This window comes from Rubritalea spongiae (assembly GCF_042652385.1).
Classification (GTDB): domain Bacteria; phylum Verrucomicrobiota; class Verrucomicrobiia; order Verrucomicrobiales; family Akkermansiaceae; genus Rubritalea; species Rubritalea spongiae.
In genome coordinates this window covers 3098036-3119658 of the sequence record NZ_JBHSJM010000001.1, presented here as the reverse complement: position 1 = coordinate 3119658, position 21623 = coordinate 3098036, and the positions used below count along the sequence as shown (strand labels likewise).

At 47.1% G+C, this 21623-nt stretch carries 23 protein-coding genes; 15 read left to right on the top strand and 8 right to left on the bottom strand.

Annotated features, from left to right (window positions below; all coding sequences use genetic code 11):
- Positions 1-3: 3 nt before the first annotated feature.
- Entirely contained in the window at positions 4-1521 is a 1518-nt protein-coding gene (locus ACFPK9_RS13865; protein ID WP_377095594.1) for a cellulose synthase family protein, read from the bottom strand.
- A gap of 178 nt (positions 1522-1699) precedes the next feature.
- On the opposite strand from ACFPK9_RS13865, the gene ACFPK9_RS13860 reads away from it, so the two are divergent.
- From ACFPK9_RS13860 to ACFPK9_RS13830, 7 genes are all read left to right on the top strand, one after another.
- Positions 1700-2539 carry a hypothetical protein gene (locus tag ACFPK9_RS13860; protein WP_377095593.1) on the top strand — a complete coding sequence of 280 codons (840 nt, stop codon included), beginning with the start codon at positions 1700-1702 and terminating at the stop codon, positions 2537-2539.
- 109 nt (positions 2540-2648) lie between these two features.
- The gene (gene ygfZ, locus ACFPK9_RS13855) at positions 2649-3470 is read left to right on the top strand and encodes a CAF17-like 4Fe-4S cluster assembly/insertion protein YgfZ (RefSeq protein WP_377095591.1); all 822 of its coding nucleotides are present in this window, start codon (positions 2649-2651) and stop codon (positions 3468-3470) included.
- Between the two features lie 36 nt (positions 3471-3506).
- Positions 3507-3926, top strand: a complete 420-nt coding sequence (locus ACFPK9_RS13850; RefSeq protein WP_377095589.1) for a SufE family protein — start codon at positions 3507-3509, stop codon at positions 3924-3926.
- Positions 3927-3937: 11 nt separating this feature from the next.
- Complete coding sequence (locus ACFPK9_RS13845; protein WP_377095587.1) at positions 3938-4750, top strand: TatD family hydrolase; 813 nt, start codon at positions 3938-3940, stop codon at positions 4748-4750.
- A 58-nt stretch (positions 4751-4808) separates the two neighbouring features.
- Positions 4809-5267, top strand: a complete 459-nt coding sequence (locus ACFPK9_RS13840) for a LysM peptidoglycan-binding domain-containing protein (RefSeq protein WP_377095585.1) — start codon at positions 4809-4811, stop codon at positions 5265-5267.
- 85 nt (positions 5268-5352) lie between these two features.
- The gene (locus tag ACFPK9_RS13835) at positions 5353-6267 is read left to right on the top strand and encodes a thioredoxin family protein (RefSeq protein WP_377095583.1); all 915 of its coding nucleotides are present in this window, start codon (positions 5353-5355) and stop codon (positions 6265-6267) included.
- 187 nt (positions 6268-6454) lie between these two features.
- On the top strand, positions 6455-6886 hold the full coding sequence (locus tag ACFPK9_RS13830; protein ID WP_377095581.1) for a hypothetical protein: 432 nt from the start codon (positions 6455-6457) through the stop codon (positions 6884-6886).
- A 62-nt stretch (positions 6887-6948) separates the two neighbouring features.
- Here the strand turns inward: ACFPK9_RS13830 and ACFPK9_RS13825 are convergent, their stop codons facing one another.
- Positions 6949-8049 carry a prepilin peptidase gene (locus ACFPK9_RS13825; RefSeq protein WP_377095579.1) on the bottom strand — a complete coding sequence of 367 codons (1101 nt, stop codon included), beginning with the start codon at positions 8047-8049 and terminating at the stop codon, positions 6949-6951.
- Between the two features lie 79 nt (positions 8050-8128).
- Between ACFPK9_RS13825 and ACFPK9_RS13820 the strand changes: the two genes are divergently transcribed.
- Positions 8129-9442, top strand: coding sequence for a CCA tRNA nucleotidyltransferase (locus ACFPK9_RS13820; protein WP_377095577.1), 1314 nt, complete (start codon positions 8129-8131; stop codon positions 9440-9442).
- On the opposite strand, the gene ACFPK9_RS13815 is transcribed toward ACFPK9_RS13820, so the two are convergent.
- The 3 genes from ACFPK9_RS13815 to ACFPK9_RS13805 form a co-directional block, all read right to left on the bottom strand.
- Positions 9439-10062 (bottom strand): signal peptidase II, encoded by a 624-nt coding sequence (locus ACFPK9_RS13815; RefSeq protein WP_377095575.1) that lies wholly within the window; start codon positions 10060-10062, stop codon positions 9439-9441. The genes ACFPK9_RS13820 and ACFPK9_RS13815 overlap by 4 nt on opposite strands.
- Before the next feature lie 38 nt (positions 10063-10100).
- The gene (trhO, locus tag ACFPK9_RS13810) at positions 10101-11009 is read right to left on the bottom strand and encodes an oxygen-dependent tRNA uridine(34) hydroxylase TrhO (protein WP_377095573.1); all 909 of its coding nucleotides are present in this window, start codon (positions 11007-11009) and stop codon (positions 10101-10103) included.
- Between the two features lie 80 nt (positions 11010-11089).
- Positions 11090-12784, bottom strand: a complete 1695-nt coding sequence (locus ACFPK9_RS13805; RefSeq protein ID WP_377095571.1) for a cation:proton antiporter — start codon at positions 12782-12784, stop codon at positions 11090-11092.
- A 108-nt stretch (positions 12785-12892) separates the two neighbouring features.
- On the opposite strand from ACFPK9_RS13805, the gene ACFPK9_RS13800 reads away from it, so the two are divergent.
- Together ACFPK9_RS13800 and ACFPK9_RS13795 are read left to right on the top strand one after the other, a co-directional pair.
- Positions 12893-13363 (top strand): superoxide dismutase [Ni], encoded by a 471-nt coding sequence (locus ACFPK9_RS13800; protein ID WP_377095569.1) that lies wholly within the window; start codon positions 12893-12895, stop codon positions 13361-13363.
- 198 nt (positions 13364-13561) lie between these two features.
- Positions 13562-14188: a peroxiredoxin gene (locus tag ACFPK9_RS13795; protein WP_377095567.1), complete on the top strand. Its 627-nt coding sequence runs from the start codon at positions 13562-13564 to the stop codon at positions 14186-14188.
- A 106-nt stretch (positions 14189-14294) separates the two neighbouring features.
- On the opposite strand, the gene ACFPK9_RS13790 is transcribed toward ACFPK9_RS13795, so the two are convergent.
- Together ACFPK9_RS13790 and ACFPK9_RS13785 are read right to left on the bottom strand one after the other, a co-directional pair.
- Entirely contained in the window at positions 14295-15017 is a 723-nt protein-coding gene (locus tag ACFPK9_RS13790; protein ID WP_377095565.1) for a putative 4-mercaptohistidine N1-methyltransferase, read from the bottom strand.
- Between the two features lie 98 nt (positions 15018-15115).
- The gene (locus ACFPK9_RS13785) at positions 15116-16306 is read right to left on the bottom strand and encodes a M29 family metallopeptidase (RefSeq protein ID WP_377095563.1); all 1191 of its coding nucleotides are present in this window, start codon (positions 16304-16306) and stop codon (positions 15116-15118) included.
- Between the two features lie 175 nt (positions 16307-16481).
- Between ACFPK9_RS13785 and ACFPK9_RS13780 the strand changes: the two genes are divergently transcribed.
- The 5 genes from ACFPK9_RS13780 (at position 16482) to ACFPK9_RS13760 (ending at position 20537) form a co-directional block, all read left to right on the top strand.
- A complete protein-coding gene (locus ACFPK9_RS13780) occupies positions 16482-17126 on the top strand; it encodes a hypothetical protein (RefSeq protein WP_377095561.1) in 645 nt (214 codons plus the stop codon).
- 2 nt (positions 17127-17128) lie between these two features.
- Positions 17129-17464 carry a hypothetical protein gene (locus ACFPK9_RS13775; protein WP_377095559.1) on the top strand — a complete coding sequence of 112 codons (336 nt, stop codon included), beginning with the start codon at positions 17129-17131 and terminating at the stop codon, positions 17462-17464.
- Positions 17465-17597: 133 nt separating this feature from the next.
- The gene (gene carA, locus ACFPK9_RS13770) at positions 17598-18752 is read left to right on the top strand and encodes a glutamine-hydrolyzing carbamoyl-phosphate synthase small subunit (protein ID WP_377095557.1); all 1155 of its coding nucleotides are present in this window, start codon (positions 17598-17600) and stop codon (positions 18750-18752) included.
- 3 nt (positions 18753-18755) lie between these two features.
- Positions 18756-19253 (top strand): hypothetical protein, encoded by a 498-nt coding sequence (locus ACFPK9_RS13765; protein ID WP_377095555.1) that lies wholly within the window; start codon positions 18756-18758, stop codon positions 19251-19253.
- 15 nt (positions 19254-19268) lie between these two features.
- Complete coding sequence (locus ACFPK9_RS13760) at positions 19269-20537, top strand: adenylosuccinate synthase (RefSeq protein ID WP_377095553.1); 1269 nt, start codon at positions 19269-19271, stop codon at positions 20535-20537.
- A gap of 68 nt (positions 20538-20605) precedes the next feature.
- Here ACFPK9_RS13760 and ACFPK9_RS13755 read toward each other — a convergent pair whose 3' ends face one another.
- Complete coding sequence (locus tag ACFPK9_RS13755; protein WP_377095551.1) at positions 20606-21616, bottom strand: S1C family serine protease; 1011 nt, start codon at positions 21614-21616, stop codon at positions 20606-20608.
- Between the last annotated feature and the right edge of the window lie 7 nt (positions 21617-21623).

Below are 21623 nucleotides of genomic sequence, written 5' to 3'. Positions count from 1 at the left end.
TGTTTATTTTCCATCATCTACGATGGCATCATCTTCATCCTTACTGCGGATTGGCATCATTCTGTATAAAGACGGAATCGAAGTATAAAAGAATCCAAGCGGAAACGGTGCGAGTAGCACAGCAGTCAGATACTTTCCGTCCACTAAGTTAGAAACCACAACTACGAGGAAAAAGATTGCAAAAATAACCTCTAAAAACGGCATCAATGACTTCATCGTCTTGTAGCGACTTGATTTCACAGCTCCCTGATCACCACTCTCACCCACACCATATTTCGGTGTGCGTACGAAACCTGACTGATGATTAAACAATGCTTCAAGCACCGCCTTGGCATTGTTCACTGACATCCCGATACCGAGCGCCAGCAAAAATGGCAGAAGAAAAATCTCCTTATACCATTGTTTAGGTCTCAATGCTTTCTGTGCCATCAAGTAAAAAAGAGCTACAGAAACAGAGCCAAAGAAGAAAATCGGCACATTCAGAAAATGCTCCAACCATGGGTATTTATCTAAAATCTCCCACTGTGGATAATACTGTTGTTTCGGATAAAGTAAGAAACAGAGTACGATCAGTAGCAAATAAGCGAAATTGGAAGTCAAATGCGCAGTGGCCTCAAGCTTACACTTCAATGGGTATCCACTCTTCCAAATGTCCACCAAACATTTCTTGCAACACTGGATAGACCCTTTCGTCCAGCGGTGTTGCTGACTTTTAAACCCATCCATATCGACAGGTAATTCTGCAGGTGTCTCAATATCTTTAAGAAATACGAAACGCCATCCCTTCAGCTGAGCTCGGTAACTGAGGTCCATATCCTCCGTAAGCGTGTCATGCTCCCAACCTCCAGCATCTTCAATGCAGCTCTTACGCCACATTCCCCCAGTGCCATTAAATGTAAAAAAGCGCCCAGAGCGATTACGAGCAGTTTGCTCAAGCTCTAAGTGACCATCGAGAAACATCGCTTGAATACGCGTCAACATATTATACTCGCGATTCAAATGACCCCAGCGCGTTTGAATCATCCCCACTTTCGGGTCCGTAAAATAATGAATAGTATCCTTTAAAACACTCGGACTTGGCGCAAAATCAGCATCGAGAATAAATAGGAAATCGCCTTTCGCAAACTTCGTCCCATTCTCTAATGCGCCAGCCTTAAAACCAGTACGATCGCTACGGTGGATGTATTCAGCATCGAAACCTTGCTCTTTCAAGCGCTCAACCTGCTCACGACAAATCTCAGTCGAATCATCGGTCGAATCATCCAGCAGCTGAATCTGCAACTTATCTTTCGGGTAATCCAAGGCAGCAATGTGCCCCATCAGCCGTTCAACCACATGCATCTCATTGAACACCGGCAGCTGCATTGTAATCACAGGCAACTCTTCAAATTCTTTTAACGGACGCGGTGTGTCATCCTTGTGCTTCAGATACAAATATAGCGTAGTTAGTCGGTGAAAGCCGTAACCCGCAAGTCCGATCAGCACGAGAAAGTAAGAGATATACCAGATCCAGTTCATCATAACAGTTTGGGGATTTTGAATATACAGCTCACGAAAGAACTAACTTCAATACCACCCACGCAATGCACTAATGTGGCTACTATGTCAACCCTACCATCCCTATTGCGCCCCTAAAAAGAGCAGAATTCACCACATCTTACCATTGCATAAGCAAGGTCTTTTATGTTTATCTGTACCTATGAAAGCCACGCAATCATGGGTCCTAACAATTACAGCTGCCACGCTCTTTTCATCTCCTAGCTTTGCTCAAGAAGAAGAAAATGCAGCTCCTCAGCTCCCCTCTGACCTCATCGAGGACCCGCACGTGCGTGAAGAACTCGGCATTAATGAATTCACAGCACCTTCCATCCGTCTCATTTTTGACGACCTTGAGCAACTTGCCCCACTGCCTGTAAGAGAAACCAAACATGAGCTCCCAGAGCGCATGCCACTCGACCGCTCAGATCTTTCTATTGAAATCGGTTTCCTCATCGCCGAAGGCTTTCTCGCGGTTCAAAACAACACACTCGATGACATCGAAGGAATAGCTAAAGAACTCTCCCGCTACGGCAAAGCACTCGGCGCAGGTGAACGCGTAAACCGACACGCCGCTAGCCTGCTCGATCACGCTAAAAACGACAGACCTGACGAACTTAAAACCGAACTCGCTGCCACTCAAAAAGATGTCGAAATCGAACTCGTCCAACTCCGCGATGCCGACCTCGCCCACCTCATCTCCTTCGGCGGCTGGATTCGTGCACTCGAATGCGCCTCACTCGCAGTAGAGAAAAACTTCACTGAAGAGCGCGCCAGCCAACTCTTCCGCGAAGATATCGCTGACTACTACGAACAAATCATCGGCTCGCTCGACCCTCGCGTTTCCGGACGTAAACACATGGTGGAAATTCGCGAAATCTGCTCTGGTCTAAAAAATGACATGACCCTCGCTTCCGACGAAGAACCTACCGAAGAGAAGGTCAAAGAAATCCAAGAGCAGAGCAAAAAGCTCGCAGAACTTGCACTCTCACGCGGCCAATAGCTCGTCTAGGCACTGCCAGACAATCTCTCGGTCGCCGCACGAGCAACTTTCTAGCCATTTCAACAGGCTTTAGAGTTGCAACTCGTCGTCCCTGTGCTGAGCTAAGCACATGCTTCCCTACGAGCTTCCAGCTGATAGTTCCATCTTGCTCGAACGAGCCATTTTCCAACTTTCTGGGCCAGATGCACAACGCTACCTTAATGGTCAGTGCACTCAGGATGTCGCTCTAGCCACCGAAAAAGAAGCAGTCTACGGCTTAATCACCAACTTCAAAGGCAAGCTCGATGGCGATTGCTTCATCCGCCGACATCAAGACAGCCTCTTAATCGATTGCCCACTTGAACTAAGAGAGGACCTCTTCACCCGCCTAGACCGCTACATCATCGCCGACGATGCTGAACTCACCGACGTGACTGAGCAACACGATATTCTCCACACTCTTGGAGATCTCACCACCAATAGCGGATGGAGCTGTAATCGAATAGGCCAAACAGGCTTCGACCAATTACTCCCAAAAGGTACTTCACCACAAACTACTCTCAAACTCGAAGAATTCGAAAAAGCACGGATCTCACAAGCCATTCCGAAATGGGGAGCAGAACTCGACAATGAAACTCTGCCACCCGAAGCAGGTTTAGAAGCTCGCGCCATTTCTTACACCAAGGGATGCTACACTGGCCAAGAAGTCATCTCACGCATGCGCTCCGCTGGCAAAACCAACCGCCACCTAGTTCAGCTAGAACTCAGTGAAGCTGTCGACGCTGGCAGCCCTCTACTTTGTGAAGCAGCGACTCCTGAAAAACCAGCTGGCTCAATTACTAGCATTTGCGAAATCGATGGAACCTTGGTCGCTCTCGCCTACCGTAAAAGAAAATACCAAGACACCTCCTGCTTCACCTCCGGAACAGCAACAGCTACTGTCATTTCCTAACTTCTACCATCTAACTTACTACTGAATACTCAAGCTATGAGCATCGCAGACAAACAACAACAACTTCTCGACGAACTCAACCTCTTCCAAGACTGGACCGAACGCTACGAGTACGTCATCGGGCTCGGAAAACAATTGCCAGCCATGGATCCAGCCCTTCATACCGAAGACCGCCTCATCAAAGGCTGCCAATCTCAAGTCTGGCTTGACGCCAGAATCGAAGACAGCCACATCCGTTTCTTCGCTGACTCAGACTCCCTCATCACCAAGGGCATGATCGCCCTCTTTATCCGAATCCTCGATGGAGAAAAACCTGATGCCATTCTCACAGCCGACATGAGCTTCATCGACAAAACCGGACTTAAGGAACACCTCGCTCCCACTCGCGCAAACGCCCTCAACCTCATGTCCGCTCAGATGAAAAAATATGCGCTAGAGCTCTCATCAAATACATAAAAGCATAAAAGATGTTCACGGACTCTCACTGCCATCTAGCTTCCCACAAATTTTCTGCAGAAGAATTAGACTCCATTGTCGCGAACGCAAAAAACAACGGTATTCACCGGATGATCACTCTCGCCACTTCGCTTGAAGATTGTCCTACCAATATTCAAATTGCTGAAAAATACCCTGAGGTCTTTTGCGCGATCGGTATTCACCCTTGCGATGTCCATGAAACACCAGACAATTACCTCGAAACTCTCCACACCTTCGCCACTCACCCAAAATGCGTAGCCATCGGTGAAACTGGTCTAGATTACTTCCACCCCGCCCCCGATGGCTGGACTGAAAACGACTACCACCAGCGGCAAAGACAATTTCTTCGCCAGCACTTCGAACTCGCCAAAGAATTAAACAAAAACATCGTCATCCACACCCGTGACAAAAGCGGTAAACAATCACTCGACGATGCACTTGAAATCTATAGCGAGTTTGCAAACGACGTCCGAGCCGTCTTTCATTGTTTTCTTGGCCCCTGGGAAAATGCCGAACCTATTCTTAAACTCGGCGGATATATTTCATTCACCGCCATCTCCACCTTCAAAAGCGCCAAAGACAGCCTCGGCGCAGCCATGGCCGCTCCAAGTGGCAGATTCATGTTAGAAACTGACTCACCCTACTTAGCTCCAGCACCTCACCGCGGAAAACGAAACGAACCCGCATTCACTCATCTCATCGCAAAAAGCCTAGCTGCCGCCCGCAATGAAACTCTCGAAGAACTCGCTCTAAATACGGAAACTAGCGTCTCAGACTTTTTCAAACTCCCCTCTAATAATTGAAAGTTTTTTTGCTAGAGCATCGTTTACAACTAAGAACTTAATGCTAAACTACTCAGTAATGAAAACTCTAACAGCCCTCTCACTTTCGGCCTCACTCGTTGCTCTCGTTTCTTGTAGCAACCAGACTAGCAACCCCTACGGAGCTCCTGCGGCTAATCAAGTCCCTTCGACAAACCCATACGCAGTTCCACAATCAAATGGTGAAACTGGTAACACCGCTCCTTACCAACAATTACCAGGTGTAGGCAACACACTCCCACCTACCCAACCAGCTGCTCCTAACTCATACTCACCTCCATCTCCTTCAGCTAGCCCTGCACCTTCCACTGCGTACAGCGCCCCAGCTGTCAATGCTCCCACTGCTGGATCCACACTTCCATACACTGTGAAGCCTGGTGACAGCCTCTGGAAACTATCCCGTGACTACGACACTACCGTCGAAGCAATCCAAGCAGCTAACGGCATCTCTGGAAACAACATCCGCGTCGGTGAAACCATCCAGATCCCGAATAACTAAATAACTTCCTAAATAATTCATTTTATACAAAGGTGCCGAGATCCATTCTCGTCACCTTTTTTGTTTTCTGCTACCGAATAATCTAATGAAGAAAACCTTCAGTATAATCATTGCCAGCTCTCTTACTATTCAGCTTAAAGCTCAGAGCCCCGACCAATCACTACTCCAGGAGCTTTTCACAACACGTGACTCTCAAGAATTTTCTCTAGCGCTCAAGAAAGCTCAAAAAGTAAACCTCCCTCCTCAGGCGTTGTTAGAAGCGAAATTCCTCTACTACGTCGACCGCCAAGACTATCAAGAACTCGCAGAACTTACTCCCGCTCTCAAACAAATAAAATTTTCAGCAAGCCACTCCGAAATCTTTACACTCGAAGACGACTGGCTCGCCATCACCAAATACTGTGAAGCTCTTCAGGCTCTTCACCAAAAAGATTTCCCGAATTTTAAAAAGTCTATAACGGAAGCATTCTGGCTCAGCCCACGACAAGCCAGCGCGTTCTCCCAACATATCGAAGAGTTTAAACTCGACCAAGCAATGGCTAAACTCACTCTCGATACCAGCCAAACTCTTCCAAACCTCTTTGACGAAAAAACATCTACACTCTTTGAGAAAGACAAGACGGCCACCCTTCTCTACTTTTGGTCACCCTGGAGTAGAGAATTCGTTGAAACCATTGATGACTATAAACGCACCAATGCTGAAGCTCTCAAACACAATTTTCATATCGTAAGCATCCTAGCCGAAGAGGCAGAGCTCGTAGAATCTGATGCCAAAGCATTGATCAAAGATTCTAACATTTCAACGCTCAGCAACTGGGTGAAAGAAACCCAAGCGCATACACTTTCCCAATCATTGAGAATTCAAAACATCCCCACCCTCGTTCTCATCAACAACCAAGGGAAAGTCCTATTCAACGGACACCCAAGTAACCCAAAGTTCTGGAGGATAGTCTCTCAATTATCCCCCAAATTCACCCAACCCAATAAGACAATAAATTAGACAAAAAAAATCTAACAGAATTAAAAACACCCCAGCAATCACAACCTAACAACTACATATTTGATTTAGGCTTCTAAAGTTTCACCTTGACTAACAGACTGTTTTTTAGGCTTTAATGTACACCAATACTTTCGTGCATTTTAGATTGCGCGCTGAGAAACATCAATAAAACAGCCCCTAACTTCCTATGGCAGCCAAAAAGAAAACCAAAAAAGCGAAATCCACTACCACAAAAAAGGCGACACCAGCCAAAGTGAAGTCGGCCCCTAAAAAGAAAACCGCTTCTAAAAAAGTAGCGAAAAAGAAGGTCGCTAAAAAAACAGCGAAGAAAGTGAGCAAAAAGGCCGCGAAGAAAAAAGTAGCTAAAAAGTCTGCCAAGAAAACTGTTAAAAAAGCGACTAGCAAAAAAACAGCGAAAAAGTCCTCTAAAAAAGTAACTAAGAAGACTGCAAAGAAAGTAAAAAAAGCAACCAAGAAGAAGATCGCTAAAAAGGCAAGCAAAGTCAAAAAGGCTGCTAAAAAAGCCTCGAAGAAGTCAGTAAAGAAAGCCGCTAAGAAAACGGCCAAAAAGTCAGCAAGAAAGGCTACTAAAAAAGCTGCCGCTAAAAAGACGAAGTAAGAAGTTCGACAATACGAAAGCTCAATTGAAAAGCGTTAGGTGCACAACCTAACGCTTTTTTCTTAATAAACCCCTACCGTCTGCAAATACCATAGCCACAGGTCTTGTCCCCAAAACACCCACAACACTGCTCCAGCAATAATTGAGGGCCCAAACGGCATGAGCCGGCCAAAACCTAAACGGTTGAACACCGCCCAAATGATACTCACCACACTCGCCGCAAAGATCGTAAACAGCAACGAAGCTGGACCAAAACACGCTCCGAGCATCCCCAACAGGTCCACATCTCCCATCCCCATCGCCTCTCGAGGAACTATTGCCTTGCGCGCTTTACCATCAAGCGATTTAAGCGATCCAATAGGAAATTCATCCCCATCGATATGAACAATATTATCTTTAATTTCGATCACTTCAGCATCACGCCTCTCACCATCAACATGGACGTACACCACGCCTTCTATCAAGAGACGATCCGATTTACGATAAAAGATATCTGACCATCCAATCGGCTCACCACCGATTACGAAACAAAGCTCTTCTTCATCCGTTTCAGGCTCGCGCAGCATCCATTCCGTCGGTTCGTCAAACTCAAAAGAGCGCTTCCCAAACGCGAGCTTGCCCAAAAGAACTACCAACCACAACCCAACCCAGCCAAAGGCAAAACCATAAAAAGACTTCAATAAGCCTTTCCACCAAACAACTTCACCTAAAAACTCTGGACACAAAGCAGCCATCCCCAGACCTAACAGTGTTCCTGTAATCGTAAGCTGCCGAGGAATTAACATCAATTCGATGTCCACCGCACTGATCGTGATCAAGATAGCACTCAGCAACATGAAGAAAACCGCCTGTGCTGGATCAGGAAAGACGAACCAGCAACCTAACCAAACTAAAGCGGTGAGTAACTCGACTATGAAATAGCGTGCAGCAATCGGCGCATCACACTCCGCACATTTCCCCCGCTGCACCAGCCAAGTCACCAAAGGGATATTGCGCCACATCGGTATTTGTTTCTTACAATAAGGACAAAAACTACGCTTCGGCTCATTGACCGACAAACCTCTGGGCAAACGATAAATAGCCACGTTTAAAAATGAGCCAATACAAGCTCCTAGTAGAAATACTGCGACCCCAAATACTGGCTGTGACCAATCGATTACCATATTGCAGACATTCAATCTCGACAAAGCCCGCAAGCAATACCCAAATGTGCAAAACTCACACTTTCTCACGCACCGCTCAATGAACCAGTTATTTCAGTCAGCCAAAGACATTACAACCACCCTCACAAAAGCTGGTCACACTTGCTATTTTGCAGGTGGCTGCGTGCGCGACCAGCTTCTCGGTATCGAAGCTAAAGACTACGACATTGCTACCTCGGCGACTCCCAGTCAAGTTCTTCAACTCTTCCCAAACTCAGATTCTATCGGAGCCCATTTCGGCGTCATCCTCGTAAAACATCATGGCTTCGCCTTCGAGGTCGCTACCTTCCGTACAGATGGTTCTTATACTGATGGCCGCAGACCCGAATCAGTCACATTCTCCTCCCCAGAAGAAGACGCATCCCGACGCGATTTCACAGTCAATGGACTCTTCCAAATTCCTAATTCAGGTGAAATTATCGATTACGTAAACGGTCAATCTGACATCGAGGAAAGAGTCATTCGAGCTATAGGTGACCCCAATAAACGCTTCGACGAAGACGCCCTGCGCCTCATGCGAGCCATTCGTTTTGCCACAAAGTTAAATTTCGAGATCGAACCGCAAACCTGGCAGGCCATCCAATCTAACGCGCACCTTCTCAAGAATATTGCAACCGAGCGCATCCAAGCAGAGTTCAGCTTAATCCTGCTCTCTCCCCATCGCGCAGCAGGACTCGACCTTCTTGTCAAATCAGGCCTTATTCAGCACTTTCTGCCCGAGGTTCTCAACCTCATCGGCTGCGAACAACCACCACAATTCCATCCTGAAGGCGATGTCTATGTTCATACATGTATGATGTTAGATATGCTCGAAGGTGAAGTAACTCTCGAACTCGTTCTAGCTGTTCTCCTTCACGATATTGGAAAACCAGCCACCTATTCCTACGACCCTGAAGAAGACCGAATCCGCTTCAGTGGCCACGATTCACTCGGAGCTGAAATGGCCGAAACTATTTTAAAAAGACTCAAGTACTCTAACAAAACCATCGAAGAAGTCTGCGCTATGGTTGCCAACCATATGAACTTCATGAATGTTCGCTTCATGAAAAAGTCGAAGGTGAAACGCTTCATGGCTCGGCCAACCTATGAACTCGAGATGGAACTTCATCGAGTCGACTGCGCTAGCAGCAATGGCATCACCGAAAACTATGATTTTTTAAGAGCTAAAGAAGAAGAATTTGCAGCCGAGCCACTTATTCCAGAACCACTGGTCAGAGGGCAGGATCTCATTCAACTTGGCTACTCACCAGGACCGCAATTCAAAGAAATCTTACAAGCCGTCCAAACCGAGCAACTCGAAGGAAAGCTCACTGACAGTGCACAAGCCGTCGAGTGGGTAAAAGCAAACTACTAAGCTTCTTTATTAGGCTCTTCAGCCCTAAATGCCGAAAGAAATAGCAATGTAGCTGCAATACAAATGCAGCTATCAGCCACATTAAATGAAGGCCATCGGTAATTTACCACTGGAATATAGAAGTCGAGGAAATCGACCACATAGCCTTCGCTAAGCCGTGTCCAGAAACTCTCATTCTCGTAACCCTTCAAGAAAAAACCTTGAGTTAGACGATCGATCAAATTGCCGATCACTCCAGCCACTAATAAGGGAGCCGACCATTTTGCGATTCCCACAAACACTCCTTTTTTCCAGAGAATGCTCACAACCGTGAGAGCGATAAAGGGAACAATTAAAAAGACCACCGGCGCCCAGGCTGAGCCATTTCCAAAACCAAATGCCACACCTTGGTTATGCACCCTGCTGATATTAAAAAATCCATCGATCACCGGAATGAGATCCACCTCACTGCTATCCAACCAGTACTTCCCATTAAAAGGCACAGAAACACGGGTGTATGGATACTCAGCAACGATCGAGTACGGCTGCTTCATATTCAATACAACCCACCACTTCGTGATCTGGTCAATCACGATCAGCGGCAAACTGATTTTTAACAAAAGTGGCAATAAGCGCGGCATGTTAAGAACCTGCACGGGATCACAAAAAGGTAAAGAATCTACTTACTCACTCCTGAGTATTTCACTGTATACACTTCGCGACATGCATCACAGCAGCAACGAAGACTTTCTTCCTCACACTTCTCACAGCAAAAATGCTGAGCATTGCACATCTTGTTGGCGCAGTTCACATAGCGTTCACTTGGCTCACCACAGTTCACACAATGAGCAACGACCTCTGGATTGACATGGTTCACCGGAACTCCAATCCGCTCATCAAAGACATAGCACTGTCCATCGAAATCTTCCCCCTTTGCCTCAGGATCCTTGCCGTATTTGACAATCCCTCCATGCAACTGGCTCACATCCTCAAAACCCTCCTTCACCAAAAACCCACTAAACTTTTCACAGCGAATTCCACCTGTACAGTATGTCAAAATCTTCTTCCCTTCGAACTCTTCACGGTTATCGCGAATCCACTGGGGAAGATCACGAAACGCGGGTACTGGAGGACGCAGAGCATTTTTAAAACGCCCAAGCTCCCACTCGTAATCATTACGTGCATCAATGATCACTGCATTAGGATCCTTAATCGCTTCCTTCCACTCTGCAGGCTCCAAGTAATTACCTGTGCACTCATTCGGCGAAAAGTCCTCCTCACCTAAGCCCAAGGTCACAATCTCTTCTCGAGCCTTCACTGACAGTTTAGGAAATACATGCCCTTGCTCAGGGTCTATCTTAAACTCGACCGCCGCCGTCACCGGATCCGCCAACATAGCTTCACGGTACTGATTACAATTCTCAACAGTCCCTGAAACAGTCCCGTTAATCCCTTCTTTACCAACAATAATACGACCTCTGAGCTCCAGCGACTCACAGAGAGATCTGTGGGCATCTCGGTATGCTTCTGGATTCTCAATATCTGTATACAAATAATAGAGAAGAACTTGATATGGTGCGTCTTGCATGCCGTTTCGTTATCTCAGCTCTTAGTCAGAATCAACTCAAATTAGCTAATGGAAAACATCAAATAAATAGGCCCAGCCTACTACACTTTCCATGTCGGTTCAATGTCCGCTTCGTAACATCGCATTACCGCAGTGATCATCGCCAGCCCACTTTGCTCCTCATCATGCAACACGAAATGCACTCCAGCTTCCTTCAAACGCTCAGCTTGATCCACAAATTTCGCACGCGCATAAATCCTAATTTCTGGATTCACCTCCTGCGCCCCATGCATCGCTTTCAACACCGCTTGTTCATCAGGGAAGGTAAATGCTATTCCGCGAGCGCGCTCAGTGTGCGCTAATTCCAAGGATTCCTTATCCGCTGCATCTGCAAACAGACAGAGCACCCCCATCTTATGCAGCCGCTTCACTGTTTCTGGATTAGTTTCTAATACCACCACCTTAACATTCGCCTCCAATAAATTACGATGCAAATTCTGCCCCACCGGACCGTAACCGCAAATCACCACGTGATCACGTAAACTCTCCACTTGCCCACCAATTCCTAAAGTCTCATGCGTCTGTCCACAAAACTCCCTACTCGACCTGCGAATATTATCCGCCCACTTCAAACTGTGCTTCATTAAGGTCGGCACCAATCCCATCGAAAACGCAGTGCTCGCCAGTAATATTTGCTCCCATCGCGTCGATAGCGCATCAAACTCTCCAGCTTTGTTCAATAAGACAATAGAAAACTCACCAGTACTACAAAGCGCTGCAGAAGTCACCATCCAACTCCCTTTTCGCAGACCCGACCATCGCGCTGCAAGCGCCACAATTCCCCCTTTCACCAACAAAATAATCACCGTCGCTGCCAATATCGAAGGCCAGTACACAGCCATTTCATCAATATCGATTAACAGACCAACAGAAACAAAAAATACCGTTAAAAAGAGATCCTTAAATGGCAAAATGTCTGAAAGCACTCGGTGCGAGTATATCGACTCACTTACTACAATCCCCGCAGCAAATGCACCCAACGCCGGGCTCAAGCCTAACAAACCACTCACTAAGGCGACTCCAGCGCACAAACCAATCACTGTGATTGTAAAAAGCTCTCTGCTCCGCGTACGCGCCACTGCATCCAGCATCTGCGGAAATCCATGCCGACTCAGCACAACAATACACGCAGTAAATAATGCTCCCTTAATCAACGCTGCGATCACCGCGCCACTCCCGCCTTCATTGCTCAACAAAGGTGGAATCAGTACCATAAACAAAATCGCTGCTAAATCCTGAAAAATCGCCATCCCCAGTGCCGTCCTCGCCTGCGGACTCTCAGGTAAACCCATCTCCTGAAAACTTTTCATACTCACCGCAGTCGATGAGAGTGAAAAGGCAAAACCTAGCAGGACCCCTTGCGAAAGGTTAAAACCTAATAGCATCCCTCCACCAATCCCAGCCAACAAGCACAACAACACTTGCGAGCCTCCACCCACAAACACCGGCCTCCTAAGCGCCTTAATTTCCTTTAACGAAAACTCAATCCCTAGAGTAAACAACAGTAACACCACCCCGATCTCAGCCAACGCATCAATCACCTCCACTTGCTCAACTCCCACCCATTCTAACAGGCCGCTGTTACTTATCAGCACTCCACATAAAAAGTACCCCACTAACAGCGATTGACGGAACTTCGCGAGAACTAAAGAAACGATAACCACACCGACCAAAACAGTCGTCAAAAGTATGAAAAACGGAGGTATATCCCCTCCCGCAGCTAGCACTAAAGGCATAGCTATAGGCTAATCTACCAGCACCCAGTCTAGCCATCTAAAAAATCAGACATTTTTTCTGATAGAATACCGAAATTGTAGTACAATGAATGAAATCTATTAAACATCATGAAAAAAAGAATACTACTAGCAGCCAGCTTACTCTTCTCAGCAGCCAGTTCCTCTCTTGTCTCCGCCCACTGCCAAATTCCTTGTGGCATCTACGCAGATGACAACGTCTTCGTCACCATGCACAAAGACCAAGAAACCATCGCTAAAGCCATGAAGCAAATTGCTGAACTCTCAAAAGATCCTACAAAAAATGCCAACCAACTCGTCCGCTGGGTAAATAACAAAGAGCAACATGCTCAATCCATCCAAGACACCGTAGCCGAGTACTTCCTCGCTCAGCGTATCAAAATCGATGAAGCTGACCGCGATGCTTACCAAAAGAAGCTCACCTTACTCCACCAAATCACCGTCTACGCGATGAAATGTAAGCAAACTGATGATCCGGAAAACGCCCAGAAACTCCACGATCTCATCGGCGAATTCAATAAAGCATACGCTGGAAAATCAGCCGAAGCTGCCAAGCACTAATTGCCCAGACAGAAAGCTTTCACTCAACCCCATTTCGCAACTGCGGAATGGGGTTATTAGTTTCGCTAATAAAAACTATTTCTAATTCGTCACTACTCGGCTATTGCACGACATCCCCTCCCCTATTAAATCACCCATCGTCAAGCGCAGCTAACCTGTGCACTTTCTTTTAATTAAAAAAAATAACACATCTAAATTATGTCAGTACTCGTAGGCAAAAAAGCTCCATCCTTCAAAGCTAAGGCAGTCCAAGGTGAAATCATCATCGACGAATTCTCACTCGAGCAATTCCTTGGCGAAAAGTATGTTGTTCTCTTCTTCTACCCAAAAGATTTCACATTCGTTTGCCCAACTGAACTTCACCGCTTCCAAGAAGAAATCGCCCAGTTCGAAGCTCGCGGCGTGCAAGTTGTTGGCTGTTCCACTGACTCTGAATTCTCTCACTGGGCATGGCTCAACACTCCAAAAGCTCAAGGCGGCATCCAAGGTGTATCCTACCCGCTCGTAGCTGACATCAACAAAACCATCTCTGAAGACTACGACGTTCTCGCTGGTGAAATGGTCCTCGACGACGAAGACAACATCGAAATCGAAGGAGAGCTCGTTGCTTACCGCGGTCTCTTCCTCATCGACAAAAACGGTGTAGTTCGCCACCAAGTTGTTAACGACATGCCGCTCGGCCGCTCCATCAACGAGTGTCTTCGTGTCATCGACGCCCTCCAACACTTCGAAGAAAATGGTGAAGTTTGCCCAATGGACTGGCAGAAAGGTGAAGATGCAATGATCGCTGACCACGCTGGTGTGTCCAAATACCTCTCTAAGTAATTTTCTTTCCTAACAGAGAGTCTAAAAGCCCATGCGCTCATCCGCATGGGCTTTTTTTATTACTAATTTTTTATCCTCAATCAGATTTCACAGAAGAGTAAACCCTTCACGACAATCTCTTCCAGACACTAATCTTCGAAACGCCTAACTGAAATTTTCTCCCGTGTTCTCGAATCAAAAACGGTTCATCAGTTTCATAGCTGAGTGAAAATTGCCTCCCCATCTCACGCTCAAGCCACTCCCAGCTATCACCTTTAGGCCACTTCTCTTTCGCTGTATATTGCTCCATCCACGAAAATGGAGTCGCTAGAACCACTTCACCACCTTCAGCAACTAGCGATGGCAAACGATCTAACAAAACTTGAGGATCAGGCAAGCGGCACAGCAGATTCGACGCATGGACGCGATCAAAGCCCTTAAAACCTTCAGGAAGATCTAGCGCATCACCTTGAGCGAAACTTACTTTCTCAGGTGACACGCCCTCAGGAAGCTCTGCTAGAGCATCGACAAATGCATCACCTTCTTCATGAATGCGATAAGACTTCTTTCCATTCTCTTTCAACTCATTCGCCGCATCGATAAAACTTTGAGAGAAATCAATTCCTATCACCTTCTTAGAAGTCTTCGACAGCAAAAAACTAGTCCTCCCCACCGCACAACCTAAGTCGAGTGAAAGATTAACCAACTTCGGCGTAAAAAACTCCACCGTGCGACTCACAAAGTCTAATGAACCCAGACCTCCAATAGTCCACGGCATGCGCTCCTCGTCTTTCCCATAATGCATCAATAAATACTCATTGAGCAACTTTTCTGATTCGTAATCCTGCATGAATATTTTCAGTTTCTAGTTCTAATACGAAATGCAAAAACATCGAGAAGCCAAATCACCTCTCGATACTCATTCTGCCATTTCGCTATGTGAGATACCTAACGACAAAGAGCATTCATAATATAAGCACTAGGACGGAAGTGCTGAATGATGACCTCACGCTGACTCCCCCTCTGCATTCTCACCTCACTAATATCAAAGTTCGGCGTCTTGTGCGGAGCAAAGAGAATATCATCGTGTGTACTATTCTCATGTTTTTTAAACATCTCTGGAACAATGTCTCCACCGAGATGGTCATCGCGCCCAGTCGCTAAATGGCATGTACCTAACACCTTCTCATCCTGAATGTCTTGCCCTGATACAGGCAACACCTGAGTACCAAAACCTAATTCACCCAGAGTCCCCGTCATAGGATCATCCGCCAGCCTCGCATTGTGCTCATCGATCGTGGCTTGGTTCCCCTCGATTAAGGTAGACTTAATAATATTTCGATCCTCCACCGTAAGCACACCCAAGGTCCCATCTTCATACTTCATCGGAAACTCACCGCGAGCATCATTGGGAACAAAATACACCTCTCCAGCTGGAAGGTTTGCCACATCAGGAGTTTGCCCCTTACACAGTCCGTGAGATTTTTGCGCATCCTGCTGATCCAGTCCAAGCCACGCCGTCAACACACGTCCATCCTCTAGCGCAAAATCAATCTCTATCGAATCCGCATTCGTCATCGCCAAACGCACCTTCTCAGCATCGCGAGACACCTCATCATAATCCACTGCTAGACCAGAATTCAAAATCACATCATTCATCCCGTGCATAGTTGCTCCTCTGAAACCATATTCCTTACATTTTGCAGTGAGCGGTGCAGTCGCACTCCATGTCGAAATACACAGCACAATATCGTACTTTGAATAAATATCCCGATCTAAGGAAAGCTGCTTTCCATCTGTGCCGAAACATTCATCTCGAAGGTCTAAATTCGAACCGTGCGTACAGTAATACGCAAACATTTCCCCGCCACTCATTCCCAGCTCCTCCATCACTCCATTCTTAAACGTCTTGTAAAAATTCTCGTAAGCCTTCCGCTGCACTGAAAACTCCTCATCCTTTAAAAAAGCAAAATCCTTAATCCACTTTTGTGGCTCATCAAAATCTACTAAAATACACACTCGGCAGCCCTCCGTCGGTTCAAACACCGTATGCATTAATTTGCTCACAGAGAATTTAGGAAATTCACGTTTCTCAGGCTGAAGCATAATCTCCTCTTTCAGGTAGGACGGTAATAACATAATAATCTAACTTAAAGAGAGCGCTCCTTCTGGCAAGTGGCGAAAGCTACTTTTTTGACACATCTAACACCAAACCTTAAGTTAGAAAGAATTAGTCAAGAAATATTAAATAAATACCTAGCCAAAACCCACCACTTTTGCTAGTTACTTGCCTAAGTAATCGCTTCTTCTCATTATGTCACGTCTCACTGAAACACGCGCCCAACGACTCAACGTAGCTAACCCTACCCAAATGGAAATGCGTGCCGACACGACGAGTGGCAGCGCCCCAATCTCAGAAGATTTTGAAGGCAAGCTTGTTGCAGCACAACAACAGCTCGAACAACTCAAAGCTCAACAAGAACGCATCGAACAAGAAAAGCTCGAACTCGAAGAACTCAACGAGCGCAAAGAGGAATTCCTTCTTGGCCAAAATGACATCAGCGACCGCCTCGCAACCTCCCTTACAGCGATCGACCGCGAACTCTTCGAGATGCGCCAAGAAATGGAAGATCTCGAGCAAACTCGCCAATGCTTCGCCGATCACCAACAAAAAATTGATGGTATCAATCCACAATCTTGGACCCGCGAAGAGCTCAAAAGCGAACTCAAGCGCGCTATCTCTTTCCTCGATTTAGCTGAAGACGAATACGAAGAAGCAATGGAACACTTCAAAGGTGGCCGCCGATCAGGCGTCTTTGCTCCCGCGAAAAAAACTTCGAAGAAAGCTAGCTCCACGCCGAGTGAATTTACTAGCCACTTCAAACAAGGCTTCGCCTTCAACCTTCCCCTCATCATCGCTGCAGCTATCGCCTACATCATTTACTTTTTCACTAACTAAAAATGCCTATCGGCTCGAAAAAGAAACAAAAAGATTTATCAGAGATCGAGCTCCAAAAGCAGGCGCTCCAAGCTCAAATTGATGAACTCCAGAGCTTCCTTAAAGAAGCTCCTGAAAAGCTTCAGCAAGAAGAACAAGAGCGCTTGCAAACCATGCCCGCGCCCGATGAGCTCACTCAGCGCAGGCGCGAGAACGATTTCGCAAACCGCCTCACCAAAGGCGAACTCAAAAACGAACGTCGTCATCAAGCTAGAAGCGCTTTACTCTTCGTTCTCCTCCTCGCGGCAATCATCAGTGTTTCGCTTTGGGTTTATAGAATAATTATTGAAGCGGCATAGCCCGTGAGCCCACAGTGGCCCCCCTTAGAAAATCCCCCACAATTTTGGGCTTTTCAAAGAATCCAAAAATTCGACATACTTCCCGCTTGCACAGCAGGTACTTGGCCCCTAGGGTGCGCCAGCTACGGCGCCTATGAAAGCTACTAACCAAGCCATACTCGCACTGGAAGACGGCCGAACCTTTGAAGGTGAGGCATTTGGTCACACTGGAACTACCACTGGTGAGATCTGTTTTAATACTTCAATGACCGGTTACCAAGAGATCATTACTGATCCCTCCTACCGCGGTCAAATCGTCACCTTGACCTACCCTCTCATAGGCAACTATGGGATAAACACGGAGGACGCTGAGTCATCTCAGCCACATGTCCGTGGACTTGTCATTGGTGAGCTTTCTCCAGTGGCTTCGAACTTCCGCTCTCAGCAATCTCTCGGTGATTATTTCACTGAACATAAGATTCTAGGCATCGAAGGCGTAGACACCCGCGCGCTCACCAAGCACCTCCGCACCGCAGGCGCTATGCGTTGCTGCATCTCTACCGAACTTACCGCCGAAGAAGCAATTCAGGCAGCGAAAGACTCCGCACCCATGGAAGGCTCAGACTTCGTAAAAGAAGTCTCTACCGAATCTAACTACCACTGGGACGGTGAATCACGCCTATGGAATATTCCAAGCCCATCACAAGACCGTGAAGGACACTATGAAGACCTCGAGCCAGCAAAATATAAGCTCGTCGCTTTCGACTTCGGGATCAAACACAACATTCTCCGCAGCATGCGCCAAGCTGGCTTCGACATCGAAGTCGTTAATTCCCGCACCAGTGCTGAAGAGGTTCTCGCCCTCAATCCTGACGGCATTTTCCTTTCTAACGGCCCAGGTGACCCAGCTGCTCTCGATTACATCCACGCCGAAGTCGAAAAACTTCTCGGTAAAAAGCCAATCTTTGGCATCTGCCTTGGTCATCAAATTCTGACTCACGCATTTGGCGGTAAAACCTATAAACTGAAGTTCGGTCACCGCGGCGGTAACCAGCCAGTTAAAGATCTCCGCACGGGTAAGATTTCTATCACAGCTCAGAACCACGGCTTTGCCACTGACGCTGACACCCTTCCAGACGATGTAGAAATCACTCACATCAACCTCAATGACGACACCGTTGAAGGCTTCCGTCACAAGAAGTTCCCCGCATTTTCTGTCCAGTATCACCCAGAGGCAGCTCCGGGACCAAATGATGCTAAATACTTCTTCGACGAATTTGCGGCCATGATTGAAGAATTCCAAGGCTAATTAATGCTCCGCAACTTCGTCATTTTTTGTTCCGCATACGCGATCCTCTCTGGTCCGCTACTTGCTGAACAAATATACGAAGGGAACGGCTTTCGCTTTACCTATAGTGACTCCGAAAAAGTCACTGTAACAGGCGAACAAATCAAAACACTGCGCATTAAGAACTCTAACGGTAGCGAGTTCCTCATTCAGAATCACGGTGATTCCGTCACCCCTGAAAAGCTGCGGGAAATGATGAACCAGAGCTTACTCAAGCATCTTGAGAATGGCGCTACCGAGCTTACCCACAAGACAGCCCAACGGACAATATTTGGCACCCCTCGCAACGGGCGCTACATCCTATATAGTAAAAATAATATTCCAAGCGAGTCGCTCCTCTTCACCTTTCAGCAAGATGGCGACACATTTTGTGTCATTACACAAATGGCCCTCCAACACAGTCAAGAGGCCGAGCGCATGTTCGCGCAAATTCAGCAGAGCCTCGAACTTATCAAAAATTAAAGAAGAACTTTCCCAATGAATACTATCATCTGCGGCCTCCAATGGGGCGACGAAGGCAAAGGCAAGATTGTTGACTACCTTACAGAATCAGCCGATCTCGTGGCGCGTGGTCAAGGCGGCAACAATGCTGGCCACACAGTCATAGCCAACGGTAAAAAATACATTCTCCATCTCGTACCTTCAGGTATCCTCTGGGGAAACAAAACTTGTGTTATCGGAAACGGCGTCGTCATGGACCCTGTTGGCCTTTGTAAAGAAATCACCACTCTCGAAGAGCAAGGTATTCCTGTGACTCCAGAGCAACTCCTCATTTCGGACCGCGCTCATGTTGTCCTGCCATACCACCGCGAACTTGATGCAGCGCGTGAAGCTGCTCTCGGCGACAATAAAATCGGAACAACTAAGCGCGGCATCGGCCCAACTTACGCTGATAAAGCCAACCGCATCGGACTCCGCCTCGCTGATTTTACAAACGAAGATACAGCCCGTAAGCTCATCGACATCCGCCTAGAAGAAGCTAACGACACGCTCTCCCGTTACGGTCTTCCAACATTCACAACTGACCAAGTTCTCGACGAGGTTCGCCCAGCGATTGCCCGTCTCCTTCCACACGTTACCAATGTGATTCCTACGCTGCACAAGGCATGGAAAGAAAAGAAAACCATCCTCTTCGAAGGAGCTCAAGGCTCACTTCTCGACATCGACTTCGGCACCTATCCATTCCTGACATCTTCTAACACTACTGCTGGCGGTGCGTGCACAGGCTCTGGCCTACCACCAACAGCCATCGACCGAGTCATCGGCGTCTGTAAAGCATACACCACCCGTGTAGGCTCTGGAGCTATGCCGACAGAGAACGAAGAAATTACCAATTACTTCCACTCAAAAGGAATGGAATTTGGTGCCACCACTGGTCGCCCACGCCGCTGTGGTTGGCTCGACACCGTACTTCTCCGCATGGCTGTCATGGTCAACGGCGTTACCGACCTCGCAGTCACCATCCTCGACGGTCTCGATGAAAAAGAAACTCTCAAGATCTGTGTCGCTTACGACATCGAAGGCGAACGCCACGAATTCCCACCCGCAGCACGCGATGGCTGGGACAAGGCCACGCCAATTTACGAAGAACTTCCAGGTTGGCAGACCGATACCACCAAAGCTCGCAGCTGGGACGACCTTCCTGAAAACGCCAAGAACTACCTCAATCGCTTGAGCGAACTCGTTGGAGCACCAGTAAGCTTCATCGGCAACGGCCCCGAGCGCGAACAGACGATCATCGTCTAAACCTGCGTTCTCCCTTAATCAACACACCCTTTCAAAATAGCTTCTGCGTTCTACGTAGAAGCTATTTTTTATTGAACAGGCGGTAACATCTCAGCGAGTTCCTCCCTCAGCTCTTCTACTGGAATCGCAAAACTTTCAGCGCGATTGGCCCGCGCAATATTCATTCCAATACACTCGCCATCTAGATTCAATAATGGCCCACCGATCGTTCTCGCATTAAAAGGAATATCAGTTTGTAAAATTCTCGGAAACGCATCGCGTCGCTTAGAGAAATCCCCACTCATCGCATCGTTGCGCGATTCATGTGTATCAGCATACGCCTCATTTCTGGCCATGAGTTCCACTTCGACATTGAATATCTCCTCGTCACGCTCGAATTCTATCGCTGCAACATCTCCAGGAATCTTGTCGCGAATAAGATCAATCAAGGAGTTACGATCCATCACTGCGACTCCGTCAAACTTCTTAATCGCATCACCTTTTTTCAACCCAGCTAGTTCCGCCCCAGTATCCTTCGTAACTATATCAACAACCAAGGAACTTTCGTCTTCAGTAAACTGAATGCCTAACACCACAGGAGCTAACCCATCTACAGCTCGGCTTTTCGCACTGATGATCCCTACATTGATCCGTCTATTGTAACGGCTCGTCGCACCATTAGCCACGACCCAACTTCCCTGAGGTAACGCGCTCGACTCCGCCCAACGAATCGGCGTTAAATTTGAAGCCTCCACTTTGAGTAAAGCTAAATCCCAACGAGGGTTACGCGCGATCACCTTCACCTCCGTATAATGAATTTCACCGATCCTAACAGAAACACTCTCTCGCTCAGCCAGTTCACTTTCTTTTGCCAAAATATAACCATCTTCAGATACCACAATGCCGTAGTTAAAACTAAACCACCCATCGTAAAGAACTGCACTAGAATCCTGAAGAGCCGTCTGCTGTGGAGCAAATGCTGGCCTCAGCGACTTTCCATTGGTTCGTTCATCTGACGGTAAAGCAGGCCCCGCAAATAACAAAATCTGCGAACAGGATAGACTTGCACATAGGCATAAAATTGTTCCGAAAAATTTCATAATAATC

Bases quoted from the DNA above. Each gene is read 5' to 3' on its own strand.
- ACFPK9_RS13755 (WP_377095551.1), bottom strand. From the start codon at position 21,616: ATGAAATTTTTCGGAACAATTTTATGCCTATGTGCAAGTCTATCCTGT.
- ACFPK9_RS13845 (WP_377095587.1), top strand. From the start codon at position 3,938: ATGTTCACGGACTCTCACTGCCATCTAGCTTCCCACAAATTTTCTGCA.
- ACFPK9_RS13785 (WP_377095563.1), bottom strand. From the start codon at position 16,306: ATGTTATTACCGTCCTACCTGAAAGAGGAGATTATGCTTCAGCCTGAG.
- ACFPK9_RS13865 (WP_377095594.1), bottom strand. From the start codon at position 1,521: ATGATGAACTGGATCTGGTATATCTCTTACTTTCTCGTGCTGATCGGA.
- ACFPK9_RS13850 (WP_377095589.1), top strand. From the start codon at position 3,507: ATGAGCATCGCAGACAAACAACAACAACTTCTCGACGAACTCAACCTC.
- ACFPK9_RS13805 (WP_377095571.1), bottom strand. From the start codon at position 12,784: ATGCCTTTAGTGCTAGCTGCGGGAGGGGATATACCTCCGTTTTTCATA.
- ACFPK9_RS13860 (WP_377095593.1), top strand. From the start codon at position 1,700: ATGAAAGCCACGCAATCATGGGTCCTAACAATTACAGCTGCCACGCTC.
- ACFPK9_RS13765 (WP_377095555.1), top strand. From the start codon at position 18,756: ATGCTCCGCAACTTCGTCATTTTTTGTTCCGCATACGCGATCCTCTCT.
- ACFPK9_RS13790 (WP_377095565.1), bottom strand. From the start codon at position 15,017: ATGCAGGATTACGAATCAGAAAAGTTGCTCAATGAGTATTTATTGATG.
- ACFPK9_RS13820 (WP_377095577.1), top strand. From the start codon at position 8,129: ATGAACCAGTTATTTCAGTCAGCCAAAGACATTACAACCACCCTCACA.
- ACFPK9_RS13825 (WP_377095579.1), bottom strand. From the start codon at position 8,049: ATGGTAATCGATTGGTCACAGCCAGTATTTGGGGTCGCAGTATTTCTA.
- ACFPK9_RS13815 (WP_377095575.1), bottom strand. From the start codon at position 10,062: ATGCCGCGCTTATTGCCACTTTTGTTAAAAATCAGTTTGCCGCTGATC.
- ACFPK9_RS13835 (WP_377095583.1), top strand. From the start codon at position 5,353: ATGAAGAAAACCTTCAGTATAATCATTGCCAGCTCTCTTACTATTCAG.
- trhO (WP_377095573.1), bottom strand. From the start codon at position 11,009: ATGCAAGACGCACCATATCAAGTTCTTCTCTATTATTTGTATACAGAT.
- ACFPK9_RS13780 (WP_377095561.1), top strand. From the start codon at position 16,482: ATGTCACGTCTCACTGAAACACGCGCCCAACGACTCAACGTAGCTAAC.
- ACFPK9_RS13830 (WP_377095581.1), top strand. From the start codon at position 6,455: ATGGCAGCCAAAAAGAAAACCAAAAAAGCGAAATCCACTACCACAAAA.
- carA (WP_377095557.1), top strand. From the start codon at position 17,598: ATGAAAGCTACTAACCAAGCCATACTCGCACTGGAAGACGGCCGAACC.
- ACFPK9_RS13800 (WP_377095569.1), top strand. From the start codon at position 12,893: ATGAAAAAAAGAATACTACTAGCAGCCAGCTTACTCTTCTCAGCAGCC.
- ygfZ (WP_377095591.1), top strand. From the start codon at position 2,649: ATGCTTCCCTACGAGCTTCCAGCTGATAGTTCCATCTTGCTCGAACGA.
- ACFPK9_RS13840 (WP_377095585.1), top strand. From the start codon at position 4,809: ATGAAAACTCTAACAGCCCTCTCACTTTCGGCCTCACTCGTTGCTCTC.
- ACFPK9_RS13795 (WP_377095567.1), top strand. From the start codon at position 13,562: ATGTCAGTACTCGTAGGCAAAAAAGCTCCATCCTTCAAAGCTAAGGCA.
- ACFPK9_RS13760 (WP_377095553.1), top strand. From the start codon at position 19,269: ATGAATACTATCATCTGCGGCCTCCAATGGGGCGACGAAGGCAAAGGC.
- ACFPK9_RS13775 (WP_377095559.1), top strand. From the start codon at position 17,129: ATGCCTATCGGCTCGAAAAAGAAACAAAAAGATTTATCAGAGATCGAG.